The sequence below is a fragment of the Nocardioides sp. NPDC004968 genome (assembly GCF_040608935.1).
Classification (GTDB): Bacteria; Actinomycetota; Actinomycetes; order Propionibacteriales; family Nocardioidaceae; genus Nocardioides.
In genome coordinates this window covers 30402-49773 of the sequence record NZ_JBEXJF010000005.1, presented here as the reverse complement: position 1 = coordinate 49773, position 19372 = coordinate 30402, and the positions used below count along the sequence as shown (strand labels likewise).

Sequence of the window (19372 nt, the reverse complement as noted above, 5' to 3'; positions counted from 1 at the left end):
CGCGGGGTAGGTCCGACCCGGATCCCCAACCCGGAGCGACAACTGCAAGGATTAGAGCTGCGACCGAGGTAAGAGTCCAGGCTAGGGAATCTTCCAAGACTCACGTACGTTATCCCGGCGCAATCATGATTCAGAAATGAGGCCGATGTGACCACTGCCGTTGCCACCAGCTCGCCGCTCACGTCCGAGGACCGTTGCGACCGGTGCGGAGCGCAGGCCTACGTACGCGCGGAGCTCCACTCCGGCGGCGAACTGCTGTTCTGCGCCCACCACGCCCGCGAGCACGGTGAGAAGCTCAAGGAGATCGCGAGCTCGATCACCGACGAGACACACAAGCTCACCGAGAAGAACTGACCCCACCCACCGACTCCCCGAAGGCCCGGACCACGACGGTCCGGGCCTTCGGCGTCCGCGGGCTGCCACGGGGCTAGGGTTCGCTCCGTGAGTCTCGTCGAAGTTCTCGTCGCGCTGGCCATCGCCTTCGGCATCGCCGGCATCATCGTCCCTGTCCTCCCCGGCGGAGCGCTGCTCGTCGCCGCCGCGATCCTCGGCTGGGCCATCTGGCTGGGAGAGTCCACCGGGTGGGTGATCTTCGGCATCTCCGCCGCCTTCATCGCCATCGGGCTGATCACCAAGTACGCCATCCCCGGCAAGCACCTCAAGGACTCCGGGATGCCGTTGTCCACCCAGATCGTCGGCGCGACCCTGGCCATCATCGGTTTCTTCGTGATCCCCGTCGTCGGCCTCTTCGTCGGCTTCCCCATCGGCGTCTTCCTCGCCGAGCTCCGTCGCCACGGCGGTGACGCGGGTGAAGCCTGGGCCTCCACCTGGACCGCCCTCAAGGCGATGGGCCTGTTCATCCTGATCGACGCCACCGCCGCCACCCTCGCCACCATCACCTGGGTCGTGGGGCTCGTCGTCACGCCGTAGCCGCTGGGCGGGATACCCGGTTAACCGGGTATCCCTGCACTTCTCAGGTGTTGCAATGCCCGAGAAGTGCAGGAACTCCCTGAGCGGTGTGACGCAAGTGATCGATGTGATCAGCGGTCAGCGACCAACACGTCGTCGGCCATGACGTACGCGATCCGGTGGTTGAACCAGATCTGGTAGTAGGTCGTGCCGCCGGTGATCACGATGCAGTCGGGGACGCCGTCGACGGTGGCACAGTTGAAGTTGACCGCCTTGTAGTAGTCGGTCGGCACCGTCGCGTCGGCCAGGACGTACTTCTGACCTGCGGGGATGGTGTACTGCAGCGGCGCGATCGTCCGCGGCGTGACGCCGTCGGGGTAGTCGCTGGCCTTCGTCGGATAGGCCGTGCCGTAGACCGTCGCGGTGGTGCCGGGCTTCGGGGTGACGACCTTGCCGTCGGAGGGCACGAGAACGTCGCGGGGGTTCTGGATCCAGCCCTGTTTTCCGCCGAACCAGACTCCCCACCACGTCGAGCGGGTCCGGTCGTTGACGACGACCTTCTGTCCGGCCGCCAGGCGCGGGCCCCAGTTGGAGACCTTGGCGGACCCGCCGACGACGGTGTCCGGCAGCAGCGGAGCATCGGTGGAGGGCTCGGAGTAGACGTTGACGAAGTTGGTGCCCCGGTCGCTCGGGCACGGGACGCCAGCCTCGGTGCAGCCGGTCATCACGTTGCCGGTGTTCGTCTCGAAGTCGGGGTTGACCGTCCAGATCTCGCTGCGCGACTTCCGGTCGGCCTTGATCGGCGACCGCAGCAGGTCGAAGTAGTGGCTCCAGTCCCAGTAGGGGCCCGGGTCCCAGTGCATCCCGGCGACGTTGGCCGGCGCGACGCCCTGGACCTGGTCGTGGCCGATGATGTGGGCCCGGTCCAGCGGGATCCCGTAGCTCTGGGCCAGGTAGCCGACCAGGGTGGCCGAGGTCTGGTACATCGCCTCGGTGTACCACGCTCCGTCAGCGGCGTAGCCCTCGTGCTCCAGCCCGATCGAGTGGCTGTTGACGTACCAGTTGCCGGCATGCCAGCCGACGTCCTTGCCGGGGATGTGGTGAGCGACGTGGCCGTCGACCGAGCGCAGCGTGTAGTGCCAGCCGAGGTAGGTCGGATCCTGGACCAGCCTCACGGTGCCGTCGTAGGAGGTCTCGGTATCGTGGATGACGATGTAGTCGACCGAACCCTCCTCGGGCCGGCTGCCGAGGTCGTGGTTGCCGTAGTCGCCGATCGTGTCGCCGGTCTGCTCGTAGGGCGCCGGCAGCGACTCGCAGCCGAGCACCGCCGGACACTCGACCGCGTCCCCGGTCGCGGACTCGGCGAGGTCGAGCCGTCCGACCGCTTCCTCGCTGGCGGCGACCGGCTTCGCGGCCAGGCTGACCTGGTGGCCGTCGTTGGTCGTACGCGACTCCCCCGCGCTCAACGTCGCGAACACCTGCCGGGCGAACTTGAGCGCGGTCGCCTCGTCCGCGGCCCCGCTGTAGCGGCCGACTGCCGCACTCCAGTCCGCCAGGCTGTCGGCACCGCCCGCAGCCTCCTGGTAGTCGGCGAGCACCGCCGCGCCGCCGCAGATGTTGGCGACCGCGTCCTCGCGCAGGTCGGCGACCGGGATCCCTGTGATGTCGTTGGCCGTACGCAGCGTCTCGACCTCACCAAGCCTGACCGCCTCCTCGCGCTGGCGCGTGGTGCGGGCCTGGTTGGAGCCGTCGCCCTTGCCGAGCGGGTCGGGGTGGGCCTCGGTGTCCTTCGCCAGGGCCGGCAGGTCGGTCAGGTGCATCGGCCCGTAGCCGCCCGATGTGCTCGGTGCCTCCCCGTGGGCATCCCAGCGCGACTCCATGTAGGAAACCGCGAGCAGCACCTCGGCCGGCACCCCGCTGGTCTCCGCAGCTCGCTCGAAGACGGCCTGTCGGTCGGTGGTGCCCTCCAGGCAGGCGTTCCAGTCGGGCTCGGCAGCGGAGGCAACCGCCGTGATCGGCACCGCGACGAGCAGGCCACCGAGCAGCGCTCCGGCCGCGGCCAGGGCCGGCTGGTGTGGACGTGAGAGACGCATAGGCACGAGGAGACCTCCCGAGACGCGGACAAACCGACCCGTGCAACCTAGCCGAATCCGCAGTTGTGGCGGGCGAGTCTGCGGAAATGGCGAACGCCCTCCCAGAAGTCCGGGAAGGCGTTCGAGGAGATCTTAGCCAGATTCAGTCGAGATAGTCGCGCAGAACCTGCGATCGGGACGGGTGTCGCAGCTTCGACATCGTCTTGGACTCGATCTGGCGGATGCGCTCGCGGGTGACCCCGTAGACCTTGCCGATCTCGTCTAAAGTCTTCGGCTGACCGTCGGTCAGGCCGAAGCGCATGCTCACGACGCCGGCCTCACGCTCGGAGAGCGTGTCGAGCACCGCGTGCAGCTGCTCCTGGAGGAGCGTGAAGGAGACCGCGTCGGCCGGGACGATCGCCTCGGAGTCCTCGATCAGATCGCCGAACTCGGAGTCGCCGTCCTCACCCAGCGGGGTGTGGAGCGAGATCGGCTCGCGGCCGTACTTCTGGACCTCGATGACCTTCTCCGGGGTCATGTCGAGCTCCTTGGCCAGCTCCTCCGGGGTGGGCTCGCGGCCCAGGTCCTGGAGCATCTGGCGCTGGACGCGCGCGAGCTTGTTGATGACCTCGACCATGTGCACCGGGATACGGATGGTGCGGGCCTGGTCGGCCATGGCGCGGGTGATCGCCTGACGGATCCACCAGGTGGCGTACGTCGAGAACTTGTAGCCCTTGGTGTAGTCGAACTTCTCGACCGCACGGATCAGACCCAGGTTGCCTTCCTGGATCAGGTCCAGGAAGAGCATGCCGCGGCCGGTGTAGCGCTTGGCCAGCGATACGACGAGACGGAGGTTGGCCTCGAGGAGGTGGTTCTTGGCTCGCTTGCCGTCCTCGGCGATCCACTCGAGCTCGTCGAGGATCTTCGGGGTGATCTTGCCGCCCTTGCCGAGCTTCTCCTCGGCGAAGAGGCCGGCCTCGATCCGCTTGGCGAGCTCGACCTCCATCTCGGCGTTGAGCAGCGGGACCTTGCCGATCTGCTTGAGGTAGTCCTTGACCGGGTCGGCGGTCGCGCCGGCGACCATGACGGTCTGCTCGGGCTCGTCGGTGTCGTCGGAGGTGGAGACGACGAAGCTCTGCTTCGAGGCCTCCTTCTCATCTTCCTTGATCGTGGGATCAGCCGCGACATCCTTCTCGAACTGCTCGTCGGGGATGTCGGGCAGGACCTTCTTGCCGTCGGGACCGAGCGGGACGACCGGGGTCTCCTCGTCGGTGTCGTTGTCCGAGTCGTCGACCTCGATGTCGTCGACATCGACCTCGACGTCCTCGAGGACGATCTCTTCGCCGTCCTCGTCGATCTCGGTCGTCTTCTTCGGCTCAGGCTCATCGGCCTTCTTCGCCGCGACCTCGGTGGCCGGCTTCGTGGGTGCAGCCGCCGCCTTCTTGGCGGCGGCCTTCTTCGCCGGCGCCTTGGCCGTGGTCGTCTTGCGGGTCGAGGTAGTCGCCGCCGCGGCACGGCCGGTGACGGCGGTGCCGAGGTCCACCGAGATGCCGAGCGTGCTCAGGTGACCGAGCAGTGCCTTGAGGTGCCTGGGCTCGACCGCGGCATCCTCGCTGGCCTGGCGGACCTGGTCGGGACTGACCCGTCCGGTTGGCTTGGCCTGGTCGATCAGCGCCTTCACGGCAGGGTGGGCGAGTACCTCAGCAGGTATCTTGCGCGCGTTCGAGGACACGAACACCTCTCCGTCGAACTTGGTCGAGACTTATCAAAAACTGAGTTTGGGCGCGGCAGGGCCCGGGGTCGTCAAGAGCCGCAGATTCATTCTGCCACGGTGGTGGTGAACATTCCCCATCCGGGGCATCATGTCCCCCAGCAACTCATCCGGCTGCTTTGGCTGCGGCTTTCTTCTGCTGTTTGTAGTCACGTACCTTCTGCAACGACGCAACGTCGACGACGTCAGCCACAGAACGGTAACCATCGAGCGCGTAGTCACCGACGGCCTCCTGCCAGCCATCGGGCCGCACTCCCAGCTGCTTGGCCAGCAGCGAGACGAAGATCTGCGCCTTCTGCTTCCCGAAGCCCGGGAGCGCCTGGACCCGCTTGAGCAGGTCCTTGCCGCTGGCGGCCTCGGTCCACAGCCGGGTGACGTCACCGCCGTACTCGTTGGTGACGATGGTCGCGATCCCCTGCACCTTCGCCGACATCGAGCCGGGGAACCGGTGGATCGCCGGCGGCGTCGAGGCGATCGCCTTGAACTCCTCGGGGTCCATCTCGGCGATCTTGGCGGGATCCAGATGGCCGAGACGGGTCACCAGCTTGTGACCGCCCTTGAACGCATCCTCCATCCGATACTGCTGATCCAGGGCCATACCCAGCAGCAGCGCGAACGGATCCTCGGAGAGCAGATTGTCGGCGGCCTCGTCGCCGGTGATGTGGACAGAAGGCATAAGGGACATCCTGCCTCATCCTGCGAGGCAATACGCGGTCGAAGCCGAAGCAGCCGCCAGGAAGGCGATACGGTTTCGTGCAGTCGGCACAACGGGCGTGGGACCGCCCGGGTCCAGGAGGGACGTTTCGATGGCGACGGTGCTGTTCTGTCCGGTGACCTTCAACCTCGCCGAGACCACGCGGATGATCCAGGTCGCTCGAGCGTTGAGTCCGGGCCACCGTGCCGTGTTCATGGGCTATGAGGACGACTACGTCGGCCTCATCCGCGATTCCGGCTTCGAGTACGTCTCGCAGACTCCTGCGTTCACGCGCAAGGAACGCGAGCAGCTGATCGCGTTCGACCAGGGCAAGACGTTGAAGAACCCCTTCACCGAGCGAGTGGTCGCCGACCGCGTCTCGATCGAGCGGCAGGTCATCCGTGAGCAGAGCGCTTCGGCCGTCGCGACTGGCTCGAACCTGACGTCCTATATCTCGGCCCGTGCCGAAGGCGTGCCGCTCTACTATCCGGTCCCGTTCGCACTGACCGAGCCGCAGGTGCGTCAGGCACGGCACCTGTTCCTCGTGGAGGGAAGGGGGCGCGTCGCGCGATTCGCGGATCGATTGGCCACGACCGCGTTTCGCTGGGTCTACACCAAGGCGCCGCTCGCCCCACGTTCGTTCACGACCGTAGCGGTCGCGAACGGCGTGCCTCCGATGCGGACCATCTCCTCGCTCCTCACAGCTGATCGCAACTTGATCACCGAGATGCCGTGGGAACTCGACGGCTTCACGCTGCCGGAAGGCTTCGAGCGAGTCGGGCCGATCTTCGCCCACATCGAGGCGCCGATGCCGTCGATCGTCGAGGAGCTGGCAGCCGCATCGCGGCCGCTGGTCTACCTCGGCCTGGGATCCTCGGCGAACCGTCGGCTCGCCGTCGCTGCCGCCCACGCACTCGGCACGCTTCCAGTGAACGTGATCGCCCCGATCTCCCACTACCTGGACGCTGGCGAGACGCTTCCTCCGAATGTCCACGTGACCGGACTGCTGCCCGCGCACCGGCTCGGCGGCTTGGTCGACGCGGCTGTGCTGCATGGCGGACAAGGCACGATCCAGACGGCTTGCGCCACCGGTATCCCTTTCATCGGAATGGGGTTGCAGCCGGAGCAGACCTGGCACGTGCGTATGTGCGAGCAGCGTGGAAACGCGATCGCGGTATCGCCGAAGCACGTCGGGTCGCCCGAGTTCGTCGCAGCCGTACGTCGCACTCTCGCCGATCCGGGCATCCGCGCCGCCGCCTCGGAGGTGCAGCAGGCGTACGCCGGAGCGGATGGTGCCGCAGCATCCGCCCGGATCATCGAAGCGGGGCTATGAGCCGGCGCGAGCGAACCCAAGGACGCGACGTCGCGCCTGCGGTGTGGGCCCTGTGGAAAGACGGTCGCGGGATTCCTGCGTCCGTTGCACGCTAGGCCCATGGCCACCATGCCCATTCTGTCCGAGACGTCCGTCGAAGGGCTGCACGAGCCGCTCTCGCCAGTGCTCGAGAAGCGGTTGCGACGTGCTGTGCTCGACCACACCGCCACCGAGCACCGGCGATCGTTCCTGGCGCTCGTCCATCTCGGCATCCCGGGCGGCAAGGAGGTCGCCCATGCGCATCGCGAGGACGAGCCCACCGACCATTGGCTGCGCACCGACATCATCCACAGCATGCGCCGCCGGCTCGGCGTGCCGGATCCGATCGTGTGGCTGACTCGCGCCGGAAACCTCGGGATCGAGGACGTCGACCTCCGCTGGCTCGCCGCCGCCCGGGCTGCGTTCCGGGAGATCGGGACACCCCTGACGTACGTCGTGGTGACCCGCAACGCGTGGGTCGACCCACGCTCGGGGCTCAGCCGCCGGTGGAAGCGACTGCGCTACCGCAACGACTAGGCCGGACGGTCCGACCAGGTGAGCGCCTCCTCCCAGGCCGTCGGAGGAACGGCACCCTCGAGCATCTGCGCGACCAGCACGCCGAGACCGTGGTGACGCTCGCTCGCGAAGCATCTGTCGAGGGCGCACCAGGCGAGCGCGCCGTCACCGCCCAGCCAAGCGGCGAAGGCCAGCACGGCGGCCGGGTGGGCGACGTGGTCGTCGGGGCTGCGGCGTACGACATCGGTCCACAGGCGAACGTGGGCCTTGGCCTCCGCCCGGGTCATCCCGCCCCAGGCGGCGTCGCGCCGCCGCGGGTCGCGCAGCGCGAGCAGCAGGGAGGCGATCTGGGCAGCCGACAGCACCGTCCCGGCGACCGCGTCGTCGACCAGCCGGCCGACCTCGTAGATCTTCATCGACGACGCCTGCTCCAGCGCCGCCTCGGTCTCGGCGACGGCCTCGGGCACCGCTGCGATCGAGGCGGCCAACTCGGTGCGCGAGCTGCGCACCAGATGTCCGTCGTAGACCGCCTGGGCGCGGAACGGATGCGCCCCGACATCGAAGGGCACGCCGTCCTCGGAGACGCCGTGGAATCCGAGCGGGTCGAACCATCGGCTGTCCTGCACCCGCAGGCACCCGATCAGGTCGATCTCGCACTCGGCGAGCCTCTCAGCGAGACGGCGGGCGAGCTTCACGCCGAAGCGCGGGCCACTGTCGTAGAGAACGAGCAGGACGCCGCGCACCTGGTGCCGGACGGCGGGCAGCAGCAGGCTGTCCAGGCAGTCCTCGAGCTCGTCCGGCGGAGGTAGGTCGATCCTGCCATGGACCTGATGCTCACCGCCGAAGGTCAGCATGACGATCGACTTCTCGGGCTGGAAGCCGAGCAGGACGGGGACTGCCGCCAGGACGTCCTCGGGACGGGCGATGGAGAGTTTCGTGGTCATGCGGCCCACACTCGCCGCGACCCACCGACAGTTTCGCCGCCAATAACCGTGCCTGTGGACAACCGCCTCCCCAACCGCACCTGTGGACGGTGAACGGCCCGCCTCAGACTGTCCCCGCTGCCAGATAGGTTGCCACCATGAGAGCGCACGCGTCGGTGATGCACCTCGACCTGGACGCGTTCTTCGCCTCGGTCGAGCAGCGCGACAAGCCGTCCCTGCGCGGCAAGCCAGTGGTCGTGGGCGGCATCGGCGGACGCGGCGTGGTCAGCACCGCCTCCTACGAGGCCAGGACCTTCGGCGTGCGCTCGGCGATGTCGACCCGCGAGGCCCGCGCGCTGTGCGGGCACGCCGCCTTCCTCTACCCGCGCTTCCATGCCTATAAGAAGGTCAGCGAGCAGGTCTTCGGGATCCTGCGCGAACTGTCCCCGCTGGTCGAGCCGCTCTCGCTCGACGAGGCCTTCGTCGACCTCGCCGCCGCCGACCTCCCCGACCTCGAGGTCGACACCGTCACCGCGACCGCCTCGAGGATCCGCGAGGAGGTCGCACAGGTCACCGGCGGCCTGAGCGCCAGCGTCGGTCTGGCCAGCTCGAAGTTCATCGCGAAGATCGCCAGCGACCTCGACAAGCCCGACGGCCTCGTCGTGGTGGCGCCCGGCACCGAGCTCGACCTGCTCCGTCCGATGAACGTCAAGGTGATCCCCGGCGTCGGTCCTGCCACCTCCGAGCGCCTGCGCCGCGCGGGCATCCACACGGTGGCCGATCTGGAGCAGGTCAGCGTCGAGGAGCTCGTACGCCTGGTGGGCAAGTCCCACGGCACCAACCTCTACAAGCTGGCCAGGGCCCAGGACGACCGCCGCGTCGAGCCCGAGCGCGAGACGAAGTCGGTCAGCGTGGAGGGCACCTACGACACCGACCTGACCGACCGGCCGCTCATGGAGCAGATCCTCACCCGGCAGGCTGGCGAGGTCGCCGCCAGGCTGAAGAAGAACGGGCTCTCCGGCCGCACGATCACGATCAAGGTCAGGCTCTACGACTTCACCACGATCAACCGGTCCACGACCCTGCCCGCCCCGACCGACCAGGCCGGCACCATCGCCCGCATGGCCAGGAGCCTGCTCGGCGAGCTCTTCACCGCAGGCGAGACGGCCGGGGGCGTACGCCTTCTCGGGGTCGGCGTCTCCGGGCTCGCCGACTGGATCCAGGAGGACCTCTTCGGCGACGACACCGACGAGGACGCCGAGCCCGACCTCCCCCTGCCCGAGCCGGCACGGCGGCCGACCTGGGCGGCCGGGATGGACGTCGTCCACGCCGAGATGGGCCGCGGCTGGGTCTGGGGCTCGGGGCGCGGCGTCGTGACCGTACGCTTCGAGACCGCCGAGACTCCTGCCGGCCCGGTGAGGTCCTACGCCGTCGACGACCCCGACCTGCAGCCGTTCAGCGAGTCCTGAGGCCCACTCCCCCAGCTCGATCTCGCCGTCGCGGCGAGCGGGTGCAGTATCGCGCCAGGCGACCTGGGTGTGCGATAGCGCTACGCGATGCACCTTGCGTGCCGGTCCCGTGGTCGAACCAGCGAGGGTGGCGGAGATAGGGTCTCGTTCATGTCTGCCGCCCTCTCCTCGACGCCCTGGCCGATCGCTCCCAAGAAGCCCTCGTCCAAGCAGTTCCACGGCCTGACCCGGACCGATGACTACGAGTGGCTCCGGGAGAAGGAGAACCCCGAAGTCATCGCCTACATCGAGGCCGAGAACGCCTACACCAAGGAGCAGACCGACCACCTCGCCGACCTGCGCACGCAGATCTTCGAGGAGATCAAGGCACGAACTCTCGAGACCGATCTGAGCGTCCCGACGCGCTCGCGCGGCTACTGGTACTACGGCCGCAGCTTCGAGGGGAAGCAGTACGGTGCGAGCTGCCGGGTGAAGGCCGCCGACCCCGACGACTGGACCCCACCGACCCCGGCCGACGTCACCCACGATCAGCCCGCACTCCCCGGCGAGGAGGTGCTGCTCGACCTCGACGCGCTCGCCGAGGGCCACGACTTCTTCAGCCTCGGCGGCTCCAGCGTGAGTCCGTCGACCACCCTGCTCGCCTACGCGACCGACGTCGCCGGCGACGAGCGCTACACCGTACGCGTCAAGGACCTCACCACCGGCGAGCTGCTCGACGACGAGCTCACCAACGTCCACGGTGGTGCCACCTGGGACCGCGACTCCTCGGCGCTCTACTACACGACCGCCGACGAGTCCTGGCGTGCCGACAAGATCTGGTGCCACCGCCTCGGCACCAGCCAGGACGAGGACGAGCTGGTCTTCCACGAGACCGACGACCGGTTCTGGGTCGGCGTGGGACGCACCAAGTCCGACCGGTTCATGTTCATCGGCACCGCCGCGAAGATCACCGCCGAATACCGCTTCCTCGACCTCGACGACCCCGACGCCGGCTGGCAGGTCTTCGCCGCCCGCGAGGAGGGCGTCGAATACTCCATCGAGCACGCCACCATCGCCGGCGAGGACGTCTTCCTGGTCACCCACAACGCCTCGGGTCCCGACTTCGAGATCGCCACCGCGCCGATCGCCCCGACCCCGCGGACCGAGTGGCAGCCGCTCGTCCCCCACACCCAGGGCGTGCGCCTGGAGGACGTCGACGCCTTCGCGGGCCACCTGGTCGTGCACCAGCGCAGCGAGGGCCTGACCCAGCTCCGCATCCTGGAGCTCGGTGAGAACGGTGTCGCCGACGACTACCTGGTGAAGTTCGACGACGAGCTCTACACCATCGGCTCCGGCTCCAACCCCACCTTCGATTCCCCGGTCGTGCGGCTCGGCTACACCACGATGCGCACCCCGGCCTCGGTCTACGACTACGACGTACGCAGCCGCGAGCTGACCCTGCTCAAGCAGGCCCCGGTGCTCGGCGGCTACGACCGCGACGACTACGAGGAGCACCGGCTCTGGGCGACGGCCGAGGACGGCGTACGGGTGCCGATCTCGATCGTGGCGAAGAAGGGGCTCCACGAGACCGGGCCGATCCCGGTCCTGCTCTACGCCTATGGCTCCTACGAGGCCAGCATGGACCCCTACTTCTCCATCGCCCGGCTGAGCCTGTTGGACCGCGGGATCGGCTTCGCGATCGCCCACATCCGCGGCGGCGGCGAGATGGGCCGGGCCTGGTACGACGACGGGAAGATGCTGAAGAAGCAGAACACCTTCTCCGACTACATCGCCTGCGCGCGCCACCTCGCCGAGTCGGGCTGGTCGACTCCCAGCCAGATCATCGCCGAGGGCGGCAGCGCCGGCGGGCTGCTGATGGGCGCGGTCGCCAACCAGGCGCCCGACGCCGTGGGCGCGATCGTGGCCGCGGTGCCGTTCGTGGACGCGCTGACCACGATGCTCGACGCGACGCTGCCGCTGACCGTCACCGAGTACGACGAGTGGGGCAACCCGGAGGCCGACAGGGAGACGTACGACTACATGTCCTCCTACGACCCCTACACGAACGTCACCCGGCAGCACTACCCGCCGATCCTCGCCGAGACCAGCATCAACGACACCCGAGTCCTCTACGTCGAGCCCGCGAAATGGGTCGCGAAGCTGCGCGCGACGGCAGAGAATCCTGGTGACGTACTGCTGAAGACGGAGATGGCGGCCGGACACGGCGGAGTCTCGGGGCGCTACAAGGCGTGGGAGGACCGGGCGTTCAGCCTTGCCTGGATGATCGACCAGGTGACCTCTTCGTAGGGCATATCTGCGGGGATCTCGGGGTACTCCATGAGAAACCCCTGAGATTCACCTCACGATGCAACTTATCGCCCGCGGCGTACGTCGAACCGGACAAGAGATCGAAAACGGATTCGATGACAAGGCGCTCTACCAGGGAACACCTGGGAGGGGCGAAGCGTTGAAACCACCGTGAGGCCACAAACCTCACCGTGAGGAGGTTCCCATGGCGACACGCACCGCCACTGCCACCCGAGAGATCGAGGGCCGTGACAGCGTTGGGCTGTATCTCGACGAGATCGCCCGCAACGAGCTCCTGGATGCTGCCAAAGAGGTTGAGCTGTCCAAGGCGATCGAGGCCGGCCTGATGGCCGAGCATCTGCTGGCCGAGGGCCGCGTCGGCCGCAAGAAAGCACCCGGTGGAGCCACCCGAGCCGAGCTGGAGTGGCTGGCCGAGGAAGGCCACCGCGCCACCCGTCAGTTCATCAACGCCAACCTGCGACTGGTGGTGTCGATCGCGCGGAAGTACGGCCGCGCGCAGATGCCGATGCTCGACCTGATCCAGGAAGGAAATACCGGCCTGATCCGGGCCGTTGAGAAGTTCGACTACACCAAGGGCTACAAGTTCTCGACGTACGCGACGTGGTGGGTGCGCCAGGCGATCACCCGTGGCATCGCCCAGCAGGCGCGTGTGGTCCGGCTCCCGGTCCACGTCGTCGAGGAGCTCAACCAGGTCGGCGGCGCCCGCCGCACCCTGGAGCGTCAGCTCGGCCGCGACCCGGAGCCGGAGGAGATCGCCGGCGAGCTCGGGATGGACATCGACCGCGTCCTCGACCTGCTCTCCTGGGGTCGTGACCACGTCTCGCTCGACACGCCGATCGACGAGGACGGCGACACCTCGCTGGGCGACCTGATGGCTCAGGAGTCCTCACCGTCGCCCGACATGGACGTCATCGACGTCGAGTCGCGCGAGCGGCTCAACTCGCTGGTCGGCCAGCTCGACGAGCGTTCCGCCGACATCGTCCGCTCCCGCTACGGGCTCACGGACGGCCGTCAGCACAAGCTCGCCGACATCGGCGTCAAGCACGGCATCTCCGCCGAGCGCGTACGCCAGCTCGAGCGCGAGGCCCTGCAGAAGCTGCGCCGCTTCGCAGACCCCGACCTCGCGGCGTAGCCATTATTCAGCCGAGGCGTCACTTACACAGATCGAGTTGGCACTACGGTGCCAACTCGATCTGCGTATGTGACGCTTCGGCCGACGCGGGCGACGTCTCGGCGGTCAGTAGCCGCCGGGCGGCGGGGCCATCTCCAGGCGTACGCCGATGAGGCGGACCGGGCGGTCCTTCTCGACCCGCCCCAGGAGCGCCTCGGCCTCGTCGGCGAGGCGGTCGGGGTCGAGGGTGGGCTCGGGGAGCTTGTGGCCGCGGGTGACGGTGAAGAACGGCTTGAGCCGCACCTTGATCTCGACCCTGGTCACCGGGCGGCCCTCCTTCAGCACATCCGCGAGGCACTCGGCGCACAGGCGGCGGGTCGCGGCGACGATGTCGGGCCACTCGACGAGGTCCTGCTGGAAGGTCTCCTCGTGGCCGTGGCCGCGCGCGACCCACGGCGAGGGGTCGACGGGGCTGGTGTCGGCGCCACGGCCCAGACGGCGCAGCCAAGGGCCGGTCGTGGGGCCGATCTCGGCGGCCAGATGCTCCGCCGAGGCCGCTCCCAGGTCGGCTACCGTCTCGATCCCGAGCCCGGCGAGCCGCTTCGCGGTCTTCGCCCCGATCCCCCACAGCGCGTCGGTCGGACGGTGGCCCATCTCGGCGTCCCAGGTCTCGTGGGTGATCCGGTAGACGCCGGTCCCCCGCGGCTGCCCGCCCGGGCCGGGCTCGTGGCCGCCCGCACCGGCCTCACGCGCGAGGGCACCGTCGACGCGCTGCTTGGCGAACCCCGTGGCGAGCTTCGCCTGCAGCTTGTTGTCGCCGACACCGACGCCGCTGCGCAGCCGGGTGCGTGCGAGCACGAGGTCGCGTACGTCCTGGGCGAAGGCCACCGGGTCGCCGAGGTCGCCGTGGTCGGGGTCGGGTCCGAGGAACGCCTCGTCCCAGCCGAGGACCTCGACCAGGACGGGTACGCCGCCCCACTCCAGCGATCGCAGCGTGTCCATGACGCCCGCGGAGGCCTCGTCGTAGGCCACGTGGTCGACCGGCAGCAGCACAGCGTCGGGACACTTCCGCACCGCGAGCCGCAGCGGCATCCCCGAACCCACCCCGTGCGCCCGAGCCTCATAGGAGGCCGTCGAGACCACCGCCCGCTCGGTCGGGTCCCCGCGCCCACCCACGATCACCGGTTGACCGGCCAGCTGAGGCCGGCGCAGCACCTCCACCGCCGCGATGAACTGGTCCAGGTCGACGTGCAGCACCACCGTCATGCGTCGATGGTGCCACGAACAGCCGCAGCGAAGGGTCAGCCTTGCGAGGCAGCCTCGGAGAGGGCCGCGGAGGCCCGCTCCGCCTGCTCTCGTACGTCACCGGGAACCGGGACCTCACCGGCGGTGCGCTGCTGCCACATCTGCATGGCGACGACCTTCGCGGCGGCGTCCTCGACAAGATCACGGTCGAGGCGGCCGGAGCGCAGCGCCTTGACGACGCTGCGGTGGGCGGCCTTGGAGTTGGCCGGCATCAGCAGGAGGTCGGCGCCGGCCTCGAGGGCGGCCACCGAGGGCTTCTTGGTGGTGGTCGTGACCGCGCCCATGCCCAACGAGTCGGTGACGGCGATGCCGTCGAAGCCGAGATCGTCGCGGAGCAGGTCGTAGATGGGGGCCGCCATGCTGGCGGGCTTCCCCGGGGCCACGGCCTTGACGTCGACATGGCTGATCATGACGGCCGGTGCGCCGGCATCGACCGCGGCGTCGAACGGCACCAGGTCGCGGCGCTTGAGCTTCTTCTTCCCGAAGTCGAGCTCCTGGAGCCCGAGGTGGGTGTCACCGGTGACCGCGCCGTGGCCCGGGAAGTGCTTCGTGGTGGAGACCAGACCGGCGGCGTTGTAGCCCTGCACGGCCGCGGAGACCGCCGTCGCGGCGATCCTCGGGTCCTCACTCGGGGAACGCGAGCCGATCGTCGGATCGGCCGCGCCGACGGTCACGTCGGCGACCGGCGCGAACGCCCAGGTGAAGCCCAGGTCGCGGAGCTCGAGCGCCGTCGTCCGCGCCGCCTCGGTGGTCACCGCGACTCCCTTGCCCGGCTTCGCCTCGATGGCGTCCCCCGTGCGTGCGAACTCGGGGAACTCGGTGGCCACGCCGCGCAGGTGGGAGACGACGCCACCTTCCTGGTCGACGCCGATCACCGCGGGGAAAGAACGGCCATCAGCCGCCACCGCACGGGAGACCGCGGCGGTCGTCTCGCGCACCTGGGCCTCGTCGACGACGTTCTCGCCCGTCACGCTGACCCCGGCGAGGTGGAGCTTGCGGACCATCTTGGCGGCCTTGGCCGGGTCGGTGCCGTGGTAGCGGCCGACGATCACCTGTCCGGCGAGCTGCTTCTCGTCCCAGCCCGACACCAGCTCGCGGGCGGTCGCCAGCTCTCCGCGCGTGGGACCCCAGGCGAGCGGCGTGGTGTCCTTCTTCGGGTCGGTCTTCGTGGTGGCATTGGCCGGCCTGTTCGGCTCGTCCTCGACCCTCGTCGGCATTCCGACGGTCACCGCCGCCGCGCCCGCGCCGGCCGCCAGGGCCAGCACGGCACCCGCGATCACCGGTCGCATCCAACGCCTCGGCCGACGCTGCTGATCCTCTGAATCGGTGTGCTTGCCCCCAGTCACGCGGCCGAGTATGTCAGCAACCCCACTCATTAACACGTTCCGGCGAGGGCGTCGTAGATCTCCCGCACCCGCTTCCGCAGGTCATCGAGGGTGCCGGTGTTGTCGATGACGTACGTCGCCGCGGCGAGTCGATCCTCGCGACTGGCCTGCGCAGCGATGCGGGCGCGGGCGTCGATCTCGGTCATCCCACGCGCGATCGCCCGCTCGACCTGGGTCTCGACCGGTACGTCGACGACGATCACCTCGTCGAAGAAGGGCGCATAGCCCACCTCGACCAGCAGCGGGATGTCGTTGACGACCAGCTTCCCGGCCGTCCGCCCGGTCTCCTCGAGCTCCGCGGAGCGTGCCCCGACCAACGGGTGCACGATCGCGTTGAGCCGCTCACGGGCGCCCTGGTCGGCGAAGACGATCTCCCCCACCTTGGCCCGGTCGAGCGCACCGGACTCGGTCAGCACCGACGGCCCGAACTCCGCCACGACCTGGGCGAGCCCCGCTGTGCCCGGCTCGACGACCTCCCGGGCGATCTTGTCCGAGTCCACGATCACCGCCCCGAACCCGGCCAGCAGCTCCGACACCGTGCTCTTCCCCGAGGCGATCCCGCCGGTGAGTCCTACGCGCATGGCCCCAACCTAATGGGGCCGCTGTCGGCGCCTCACGCCGCCTAGGCGGGCATGGCCGAGTCGAGGCTGTCGCTGCAGGCGAACCGGCGCCGGTAGGCCTGCGGGGAGAGCCCTCGCACGCGCGTGAAGTGGTGGCGCAGCGCCGCGGCGTTGCCGAAGCCGACCTCGCCCGCGATCCACTCCACGGACCGGTCGGTACGCTCCAGCAGTTCCTCGGCCCGGCGCACCCGCTGGGCGGTGATCCAGGCATAGGGCGTCGCCCCGGTCTCGGCGCGGAACCTGCGGGCGAACGTACGCGGCGACATCAGCACTCGATGGGCGAGCGAGTCCACGTCGAGGTCTTCGTGGAGGTTCTCCACGATCCACGCCAGCAGCGGACCGAGCGTCTCGGCCTCGACCTCGGGCACGGGGTGGGAGATGAACTGCGCCTGCCCACCGTCGCGCTGGGGCGGCACGACCATGCGCCGGGCCACGGCCGAGGCGACCGCTGCGCCGTACTCCTGGCGCCAGATGTGCAGGCACGCGTCCAGTCCGGCGGCGGTGCCGGCGCTGGTGATGATCTGCCCGGTGTCGACGTAGAGCACCTCGGGCACCACCTTCGCCTCGGGGAACCTCTCCGCGAGCTCGTCGGTGTACTTCCAGTGGGTGGTGCACTCACGCCCGTCGAGCAGACCCGCCGCACCCAGTGCGAAGGCCCCGCCGCAGACGGTCAGGATTCGGGCGCCACGGTGATAGGCGCGCAGCAGCGTCTCGGCCACCAGCGGCGGCACCGCGTCGCCCCTGCGCATCGCCGGCACACACACCAGGTCGGCCTCGTCGGCCCGCTCGAGACCGTACGTGGCCTCGATCCCGAAGCCCAGGTTCGTACGCACCAAGCCGGGCTCGAGCGAACAGACGCCGAACTCCAGCAGCGGCACCCCGTCGTCGCGCCGGTCGAGCCCGAACGCCTCGCACACGACTCCGAACTCGAAGGGGGCGACACCGTCCCAGATCACCGCAGCTACGTTCCTAAGCACCTTAGAAGGGTGCCAGTTGGCAGGAAATCGCGCAACTTAGGCATTTCTGCCAATGTGGCAGGAATACCTGGTAGCGAAGAATTACTGCCATGAACACAGCAATCCTCGTCCTCATCGTCCTGCTCGCCGTCGCCGCCTACGCGACCATCTCGACCGTACGCCACGACCGCCCCAAGGCCGCCCCGCGGTCCCACGCCTCCGACCCCGACTTCCTCCCCGCAGTCCGCTGGCACTGAGAGACGGGCACCCGAATGAGTGCACCTGAAGATGCCGAAGACCCGGCCCCACGACGGGGACCGGGTCTTCGGCGTTTCAGCTCAGCGTTTCACTGACCGCCGGTCAGCTTCTCGCGGAGAGCCTGCAGCGCCTCGTCGGAGGCGAGCGAACCGCCCTCGTCCTCGGAGACGGTCTCGTCGACCGAGCCACCCGAGGAGTAAGAGGTGGCCTCGCCGGCCTCGGCAGCCTTCTCGGCGGCCTCCTGCTGCTGCTTGATGTGGGCCTCCCAGCGAGCGTGGGCCTGAGCGTACTGCTGCTCCCACTTCTCACGCTGCTCGTCGTAGCCCTCGAGCCACTCGCCCGTCTCCGGGTCGAAGCCCTCGGGGTAGAGGTAGTTGCCCTGCTCGTCGTAGCTGGCCGGCATGCCGTAGAGCGTCGGGTCGAACTCCTCGACGTCGGTCGAGGTGACCGTCTCGTTGGCCTGCTTGAGCGAGAGCGAGATGCGACGACGCTCGAGGTCGATGTCGATGATCTTGACCATGACGTCGTCGTTGACCTGGACGACCTGCTCGGGGATCTCCACGTGGCGCTCGGCCAGCTCGGAGATGTGCACCAGGCCCTCGATGCCCTCCTCGACACGGACGAACGAACCGAACGGCACCAGCTTGGTGACCTTACCCGGGACGATCTGGCCGATCTGGTGGGTGCGGGCGAAGTGCTGCCACGGGTCCTCCTGCGTCGCCTTCAGCGACAGGGAGACACGCTCGCGGTCCATGTCCACGTCGAGAACCTCGACGGTGACCTCGTCGCCGACGGTGACGACCTCGGACGGGTGGTCGATGTGCTTCCAGGACAGCTCCGAGACGTGGACGAGACCGTCGACGCCGCCGAGGTCCACGAACGCACCGAAGTTGACGATCGAGGAGACGACACCCTTGCGGATCTGACCCTTCTGGAGCTGGGTCAGGAAGCCGTGGCGAACCTCGGACTGGGTCTGCTCGAGCCAGGCACGGCGCGACAGGACCACGTTGTTGCGGTTCTTGTCGAGCTCGATGATCTTGGCCTCGAGGGTCTGACCCACGTACGGCTGCAGGTCGCGGACGCGACGCATCTCGACGAGGGAGGCCGGGAGGAAGCCACGCAGGCCGATGTCCAGGATGAGACCACCCTTGACGACCTCGATGACCGCGCCCTCGACGACGCCGTCCTCCTCCTTGACCTGCTCGATCGTGCCCCAGGCGCGCTCGTACTGCGCGCGCTTCTTGGACAGGATCAGGCGGCCTTCCTTGTCCTCCTTCTGGAGCACCAGGGCCTCGACCTTGTCGCCGACCTCGACAACCTCGGACGGGTCGACGTCGTGCTTGATCGAGAGCTCGCGCGACGGGATGACACCTTCGGTCTTGTAACCGATGTCGAGCAGGACCTCGTCCCGGTCGACCTTGACGATGACACCGTCCACGATGTCGCCGTCGTTGAAGTACTTGATGGTCTCGTCGATCGCGGCGAGGAAGTCCTCTTCCGACCCGATGTCGTTGATCGCGACCTGAGGCGCGTCGTAGTCGGGAAGAGGAATGTTGAGCGTGCTCGTCATAAGGGAGGTGGTTTCCTTGGGTGGACAGATATCGTCGGGTCACACACGTCTCAAGTCTCCGGTCGGCAACCCCTCGCCGGCACCAGCGCAAACAGGCTTCGTCGCCCGGCGTGAACCGGCGGTCGAGGTAGCAGGCCAAGGTCCACTAGGTCTGG

The 19372-nt window shown here is 68.6% G+C and carries 17 protein-coding genes; 8 read left to right on the top strand and 9 right to left on the bottom strand.

Annotated features, from left to right (window positions below; translation table 11 throughout):
- The first annotated feature begins 147 nt into the window (after nt 1-147).
- Together ABZU72_RS08070 and ABZU72_RS08065 are read left to right on the top strand one after the other, a co-directional pair.
- Nucleotides 148-354 (top strand): hypothetical protein, encoded by a 207-nt coding sequence (locus ABZU72_RS08070; RefSeq protein ID WP_040756289.1) that lies wholly within the window; start codon nt 148-150, stop codon nt 352-354.
- Nucleotides 355-441: 87 nt separating this feature from the next.
- Nucleotides 442-930 (top strand): DUF456 domain-containing protein, encoded by a 489-nt coding sequence (locus tag ABZU72_RS08065; RefSeq protein ID WP_355018335.1) that lies wholly within the window; start codon nt 442-444, stop codon nt 928-930.
- 110 nt (nt 931-1040) lie between these two features.
- Here the strand turns inward: ABZU72_RS08065 and ABZU72_RS08060 are convergent, their stop codons facing one another.
- From ABZU72_RS08060 to ABZU72_RS08050, 3 genes are all read right to left on the bottom strand, one after another.
- Nucleotides 1041-3002 carry a peptidoglycan recognition family protein gene (locus ABZU72_RS08060; protein WP_355018334.1) on the bottom strand — a complete coding sequence of 654 codons (1962 nt, stop codon included), beginning with the start codon at nt 3000-3002 and terminating at the stop codon, nt 1041-1043.
- Between the two features lie 142 nt (nt 3003-3144).
- Nucleotides 3145-4719, bottom strand: a complete 1575-nt coding sequence (locus ABZU72_RS08055) for an RNA polymerase sigma factor (protein WP_355018333.1) — start codon at nt 4717-4719, stop codon at nt 3145-3147.
- A 139-nt stretch (nt 4720-4858) separates the two neighbouring features.
- Nucleotides 4859-5437, bottom strand: a complete 579-nt coding sequence (locus tag ABZU72_RS08050) for an HhH-GPD-type base excision DNA repair protein (protein ID WP_355018332.1) — start codon at nt 5435-5437, stop codon at nt 4859-4861.
- On the opposite strand from ABZU72_RS08050, the gene ABZU72_RS08045 reads away from it, so the two are divergent.
- A complete protein-coding gene (locus ABZU72_RS08045) occupies nt 5412-6779 on the top strand; it encodes a nucleotide disphospho-sugar-binding domain-containing protein (RefSeq protein ID WP_355018331.1) in 1368 nt (455 codons plus the stop codon). The genes ABZU72_RS08050 and ABZU72_RS08045 overlap by 26 nt on opposite strands.
- 99 nt (nt 6780-6878) lie before the next feature.
- Nucleotides 6879-7334 carry a hypothetical protein gene (locus ABZU72_RS08040; protein ID WP_355018330.1) on the top strand — a complete coding sequence of 152 codons (456 nt, stop codon included), beginning with the start codon at nt 6879-6881 and terminating at the stop codon, nt 7332-7334.
- On the opposite strand, the gene ABZU72_RS08035 is transcribed toward ABZU72_RS08040, so the two are convergent.
- A complete protein-coding gene (locus tag ABZU72_RS08035; RefSeq protein WP_355018329.1) occupies nt 7331-8257 on the bottom strand; it encodes a DUF4192 domain-containing protein in 927 nt (308 codons plus the stop codon). The genes ABZU72_RS08040 and ABZU72_RS08035 overlap by 4 nt on opposite strands.
- Before the next feature lie 137 nt (nt 8258-8394).
- Here ABZU72_RS08035 and ABZU72_RS08030 point away from each other — a divergent pair, with 137 nt between their 5' ends.
- The 3 genes from ABZU72_RS08030 (at nt 8395) to ABZU72_RS08020 (ending at nt 13144) form a co-directional block, all read left to right on the top strand.
- On the top strand, nt 8395-9705 hold the full coding sequence (locus tag ABZU72_RS08030) for a DNA polymerase IV (protein ID WP_355018328.1): 1311 nt from the start codon (nt 8395-8397) through the stop codon (nt 9703-9705).
- 150 nt (nt 9706-9855) lie between these two features.
- A complete protein-coding gene (locus ABZU72_RS08025) occupies nt 9856-11991 on the top strand; it encodes a S9 family peptidase (RefSeq protein ID WP_355018327.1) in 2136 nt (711 codons plus the stop codon).
- Between the two features lie 205 nt (nt 11992-12196).
- Complete coding sequence (locus ABZU72_RS08020) at nt 12197-13144, top strand: sigma-70 family RNA polymerase sigma factor (protein WP_141803993.1); 948 nt, start codon at nt 12197-12199, stop codon at nt 13142-13144.
- A 105-nt stretch (nt 13145-13249) separates the two neighbouring features.
- Here the strand turns inward: ABZU72_RS08020 and ABZU72_RS08015 are convergent, their stop codons facing one another.
- The 4 genes from ABZU72_RS08015 to ABZU72_RS08000 all read right to left on the bottom strand — a co-directional run bounded on the left by ABZU72_RS08015 (nt 13250) and on the right by ABZU72_RS08000 (nt 17410).
- On the bottom strand, nt 13250-14389 hold the full coding sequence (locus ABZU72_RS08015; RefSeq protein ID WP_355018326.1) for a DNA polymerase IV: 1140 nt from the start codon (nt 14387-14389) through the stop codon (nt 13250-13252).
- Nucleotides 14390-14424: 35 nt separating this feature from the next.
- Complete coding sequence (locus tag ABZU72_RS08010; RefSeq protein WP_355018325.1) at nt 14425-15717, bottom strand: glycoside hydrolase family 3 N-terminal domain-containing protein; 1293 nt, start codon at nt 15715-15717, stop codon at nt 14425-14427.
- Between the two features lie 86 nt (nt 15718-15803).
- The gene (gene coaE / locus ABZU72_RS08005; RefSeq protein ID WP_355018324.1) at nt 15804-16394 is read right to left on the bottom strand and encodes a dephospho-CoA kinase; all 591 of its coding nucleotides are present in this window, start codon (nt 16392-16394) and stop codon (nt 15804-15806) included.
- Nucleotides 16395-16435: 41 nt separating this feature from the next.
- Nucleotides 16436-17410, bottom strand: a complete 975-nt coding sequence (locus tag ABZU72_RS08000) for a helix-turn-helix domain-containing protein (protein WP_355018323.1) — start codon at nt 17408-17410, stop codon at nt 16436-16438.
- Between the two features lie 89 nt (nt 17411-17499).
- Between ABZU72_RS08000 and ABZU72_RS07995 the strand changes: the two genes are divergently transcribed.
- Complete coding sequence (locus ABZU72_RS07995; RefSeq protein ID WP_355018322.1) at nt 17500-17646, top strand: hypothetical protein; 147 nt, start codon at nt 17500-17502, stop codon at nt 17644-17646.
- 89 nt (nt 17647-17735) lie between these two features.
- Here the strand turns inward: ABZU72_RS07995 and rpsA are convergent, their stop codons facing one another.
- Nucleotides 17736-19217, bottom strand: a complete 1482-nt coding sequence (gene rpsA, locus ABZU72_RS07990; protein WP_350661292.1) for a 30S ribosomal protein S1 — start codon at nt 19215-19217, stop codon at nt 17736-17738.
- Between the last annotated feature and the right edge of the window lie 155 nt (nt 19218-19372).

What these genes read in the sequence shown, in the direction of transcription:
- ABZU72_RS08060 (WP_355018334.1), bottom strand. Translation starts at nt 3,002, where the DNA reads ATGCGTCTCTCACGTCCACACCAGCCGGCCCTGGCCGCGGCCGGAGCG.
- ABZU72_RS08045 (WP_355018331.1), top strand. Translation starts at nt 5,412, where the DNA reads ATGTGGACAGAAGGCATAAGGGACATCCTGCCTCATCCTGCGAGGCAA.
- ABZU72_RS08050 (WP_355018332.1), bottom strand. Translation starts at nt 5,437, where the DNA reads ATGTCCCTTATGCCTTCTGTCCACATCACCGGCGACGAGGCCGCCGAC.
- ABZU72_RS08040 (WP_355018330.1), top strand. Translation starts at nt 6,879, where the DNA reads ATGGCCACCATGCCCATTCTGTCCGAGACGTCCGTCGAAGGGCTGCAC.
- ABZU72_RS08035 (WP_355018329.1), bottom strand. Translation starts at nt 8,257, where the DNA reads ATGACCACGAAACTCTCCATCGCCCGTCCCGAGGACGTCCTGGCGGCA.
- ABZU72_RS08030 (WP_355018328.1), top strand. Translation starts at nt 8,395, where the DNA reads ATGAGAGCGCACGCGTCGGTGATGCACCTCGACCTGGACGCGTTCTTC.
- ABZU72_RS08025 (WP_355018327.1), top strand. Translation starts at nt 9,856, where the DNA reads ATGTCTGCCGCCCTCTCCTCGACGCCCTGGCCGATCGCTCCCAAGAAG.
- ABZU72_RS08020 (WP_141803993.1), top strand. Translation starts at nt 12,197, where the DNA reads ATGGCGACACGCACCGCCACTGCCACCCGAGAGATCGAGGGCCGTGAC.
- ABZU72_RS08015 (WP_355018326.1), bottom strand. Translation starts at nt 14,389, where the DNA reads ATGACGGTGGTGCTGCACGTCGACCTGGACCAGTTCATCGCGGCGGTG.
- ABZU72_RS08010 (WP_355018325.1), bottom strand. Translation starts at nt 15,717, where the DNA reads ATGCGACCGGTGATCGCGGGTGCCGTGCTGGCCCTGGCGGCCGGCGCG.
- coaE (WP_355018324.1), bottom strand. Translation starts at nt 16,394, where the DNA reads ATGCGCGTAGGACTCACCGGCGGGATCGCCTCGGGGAAGAGCACGGTG.
- ABZU72_RS07995 (WP_355018322.1), top strand. Translation starts at nt 17,500, where the DNA reads ATGAACACAGCAATCCTCGTCCTCATCGTCCTGCTCGCCGTCGCCGCC.
- rpsA (WP_350661292.1), bottom strand. Translation starts at nt 19,217, where the DNA reads ATGACGAGCACGCTCAACATTCCTCTTCCCGACTACGACGCGCCTCAG.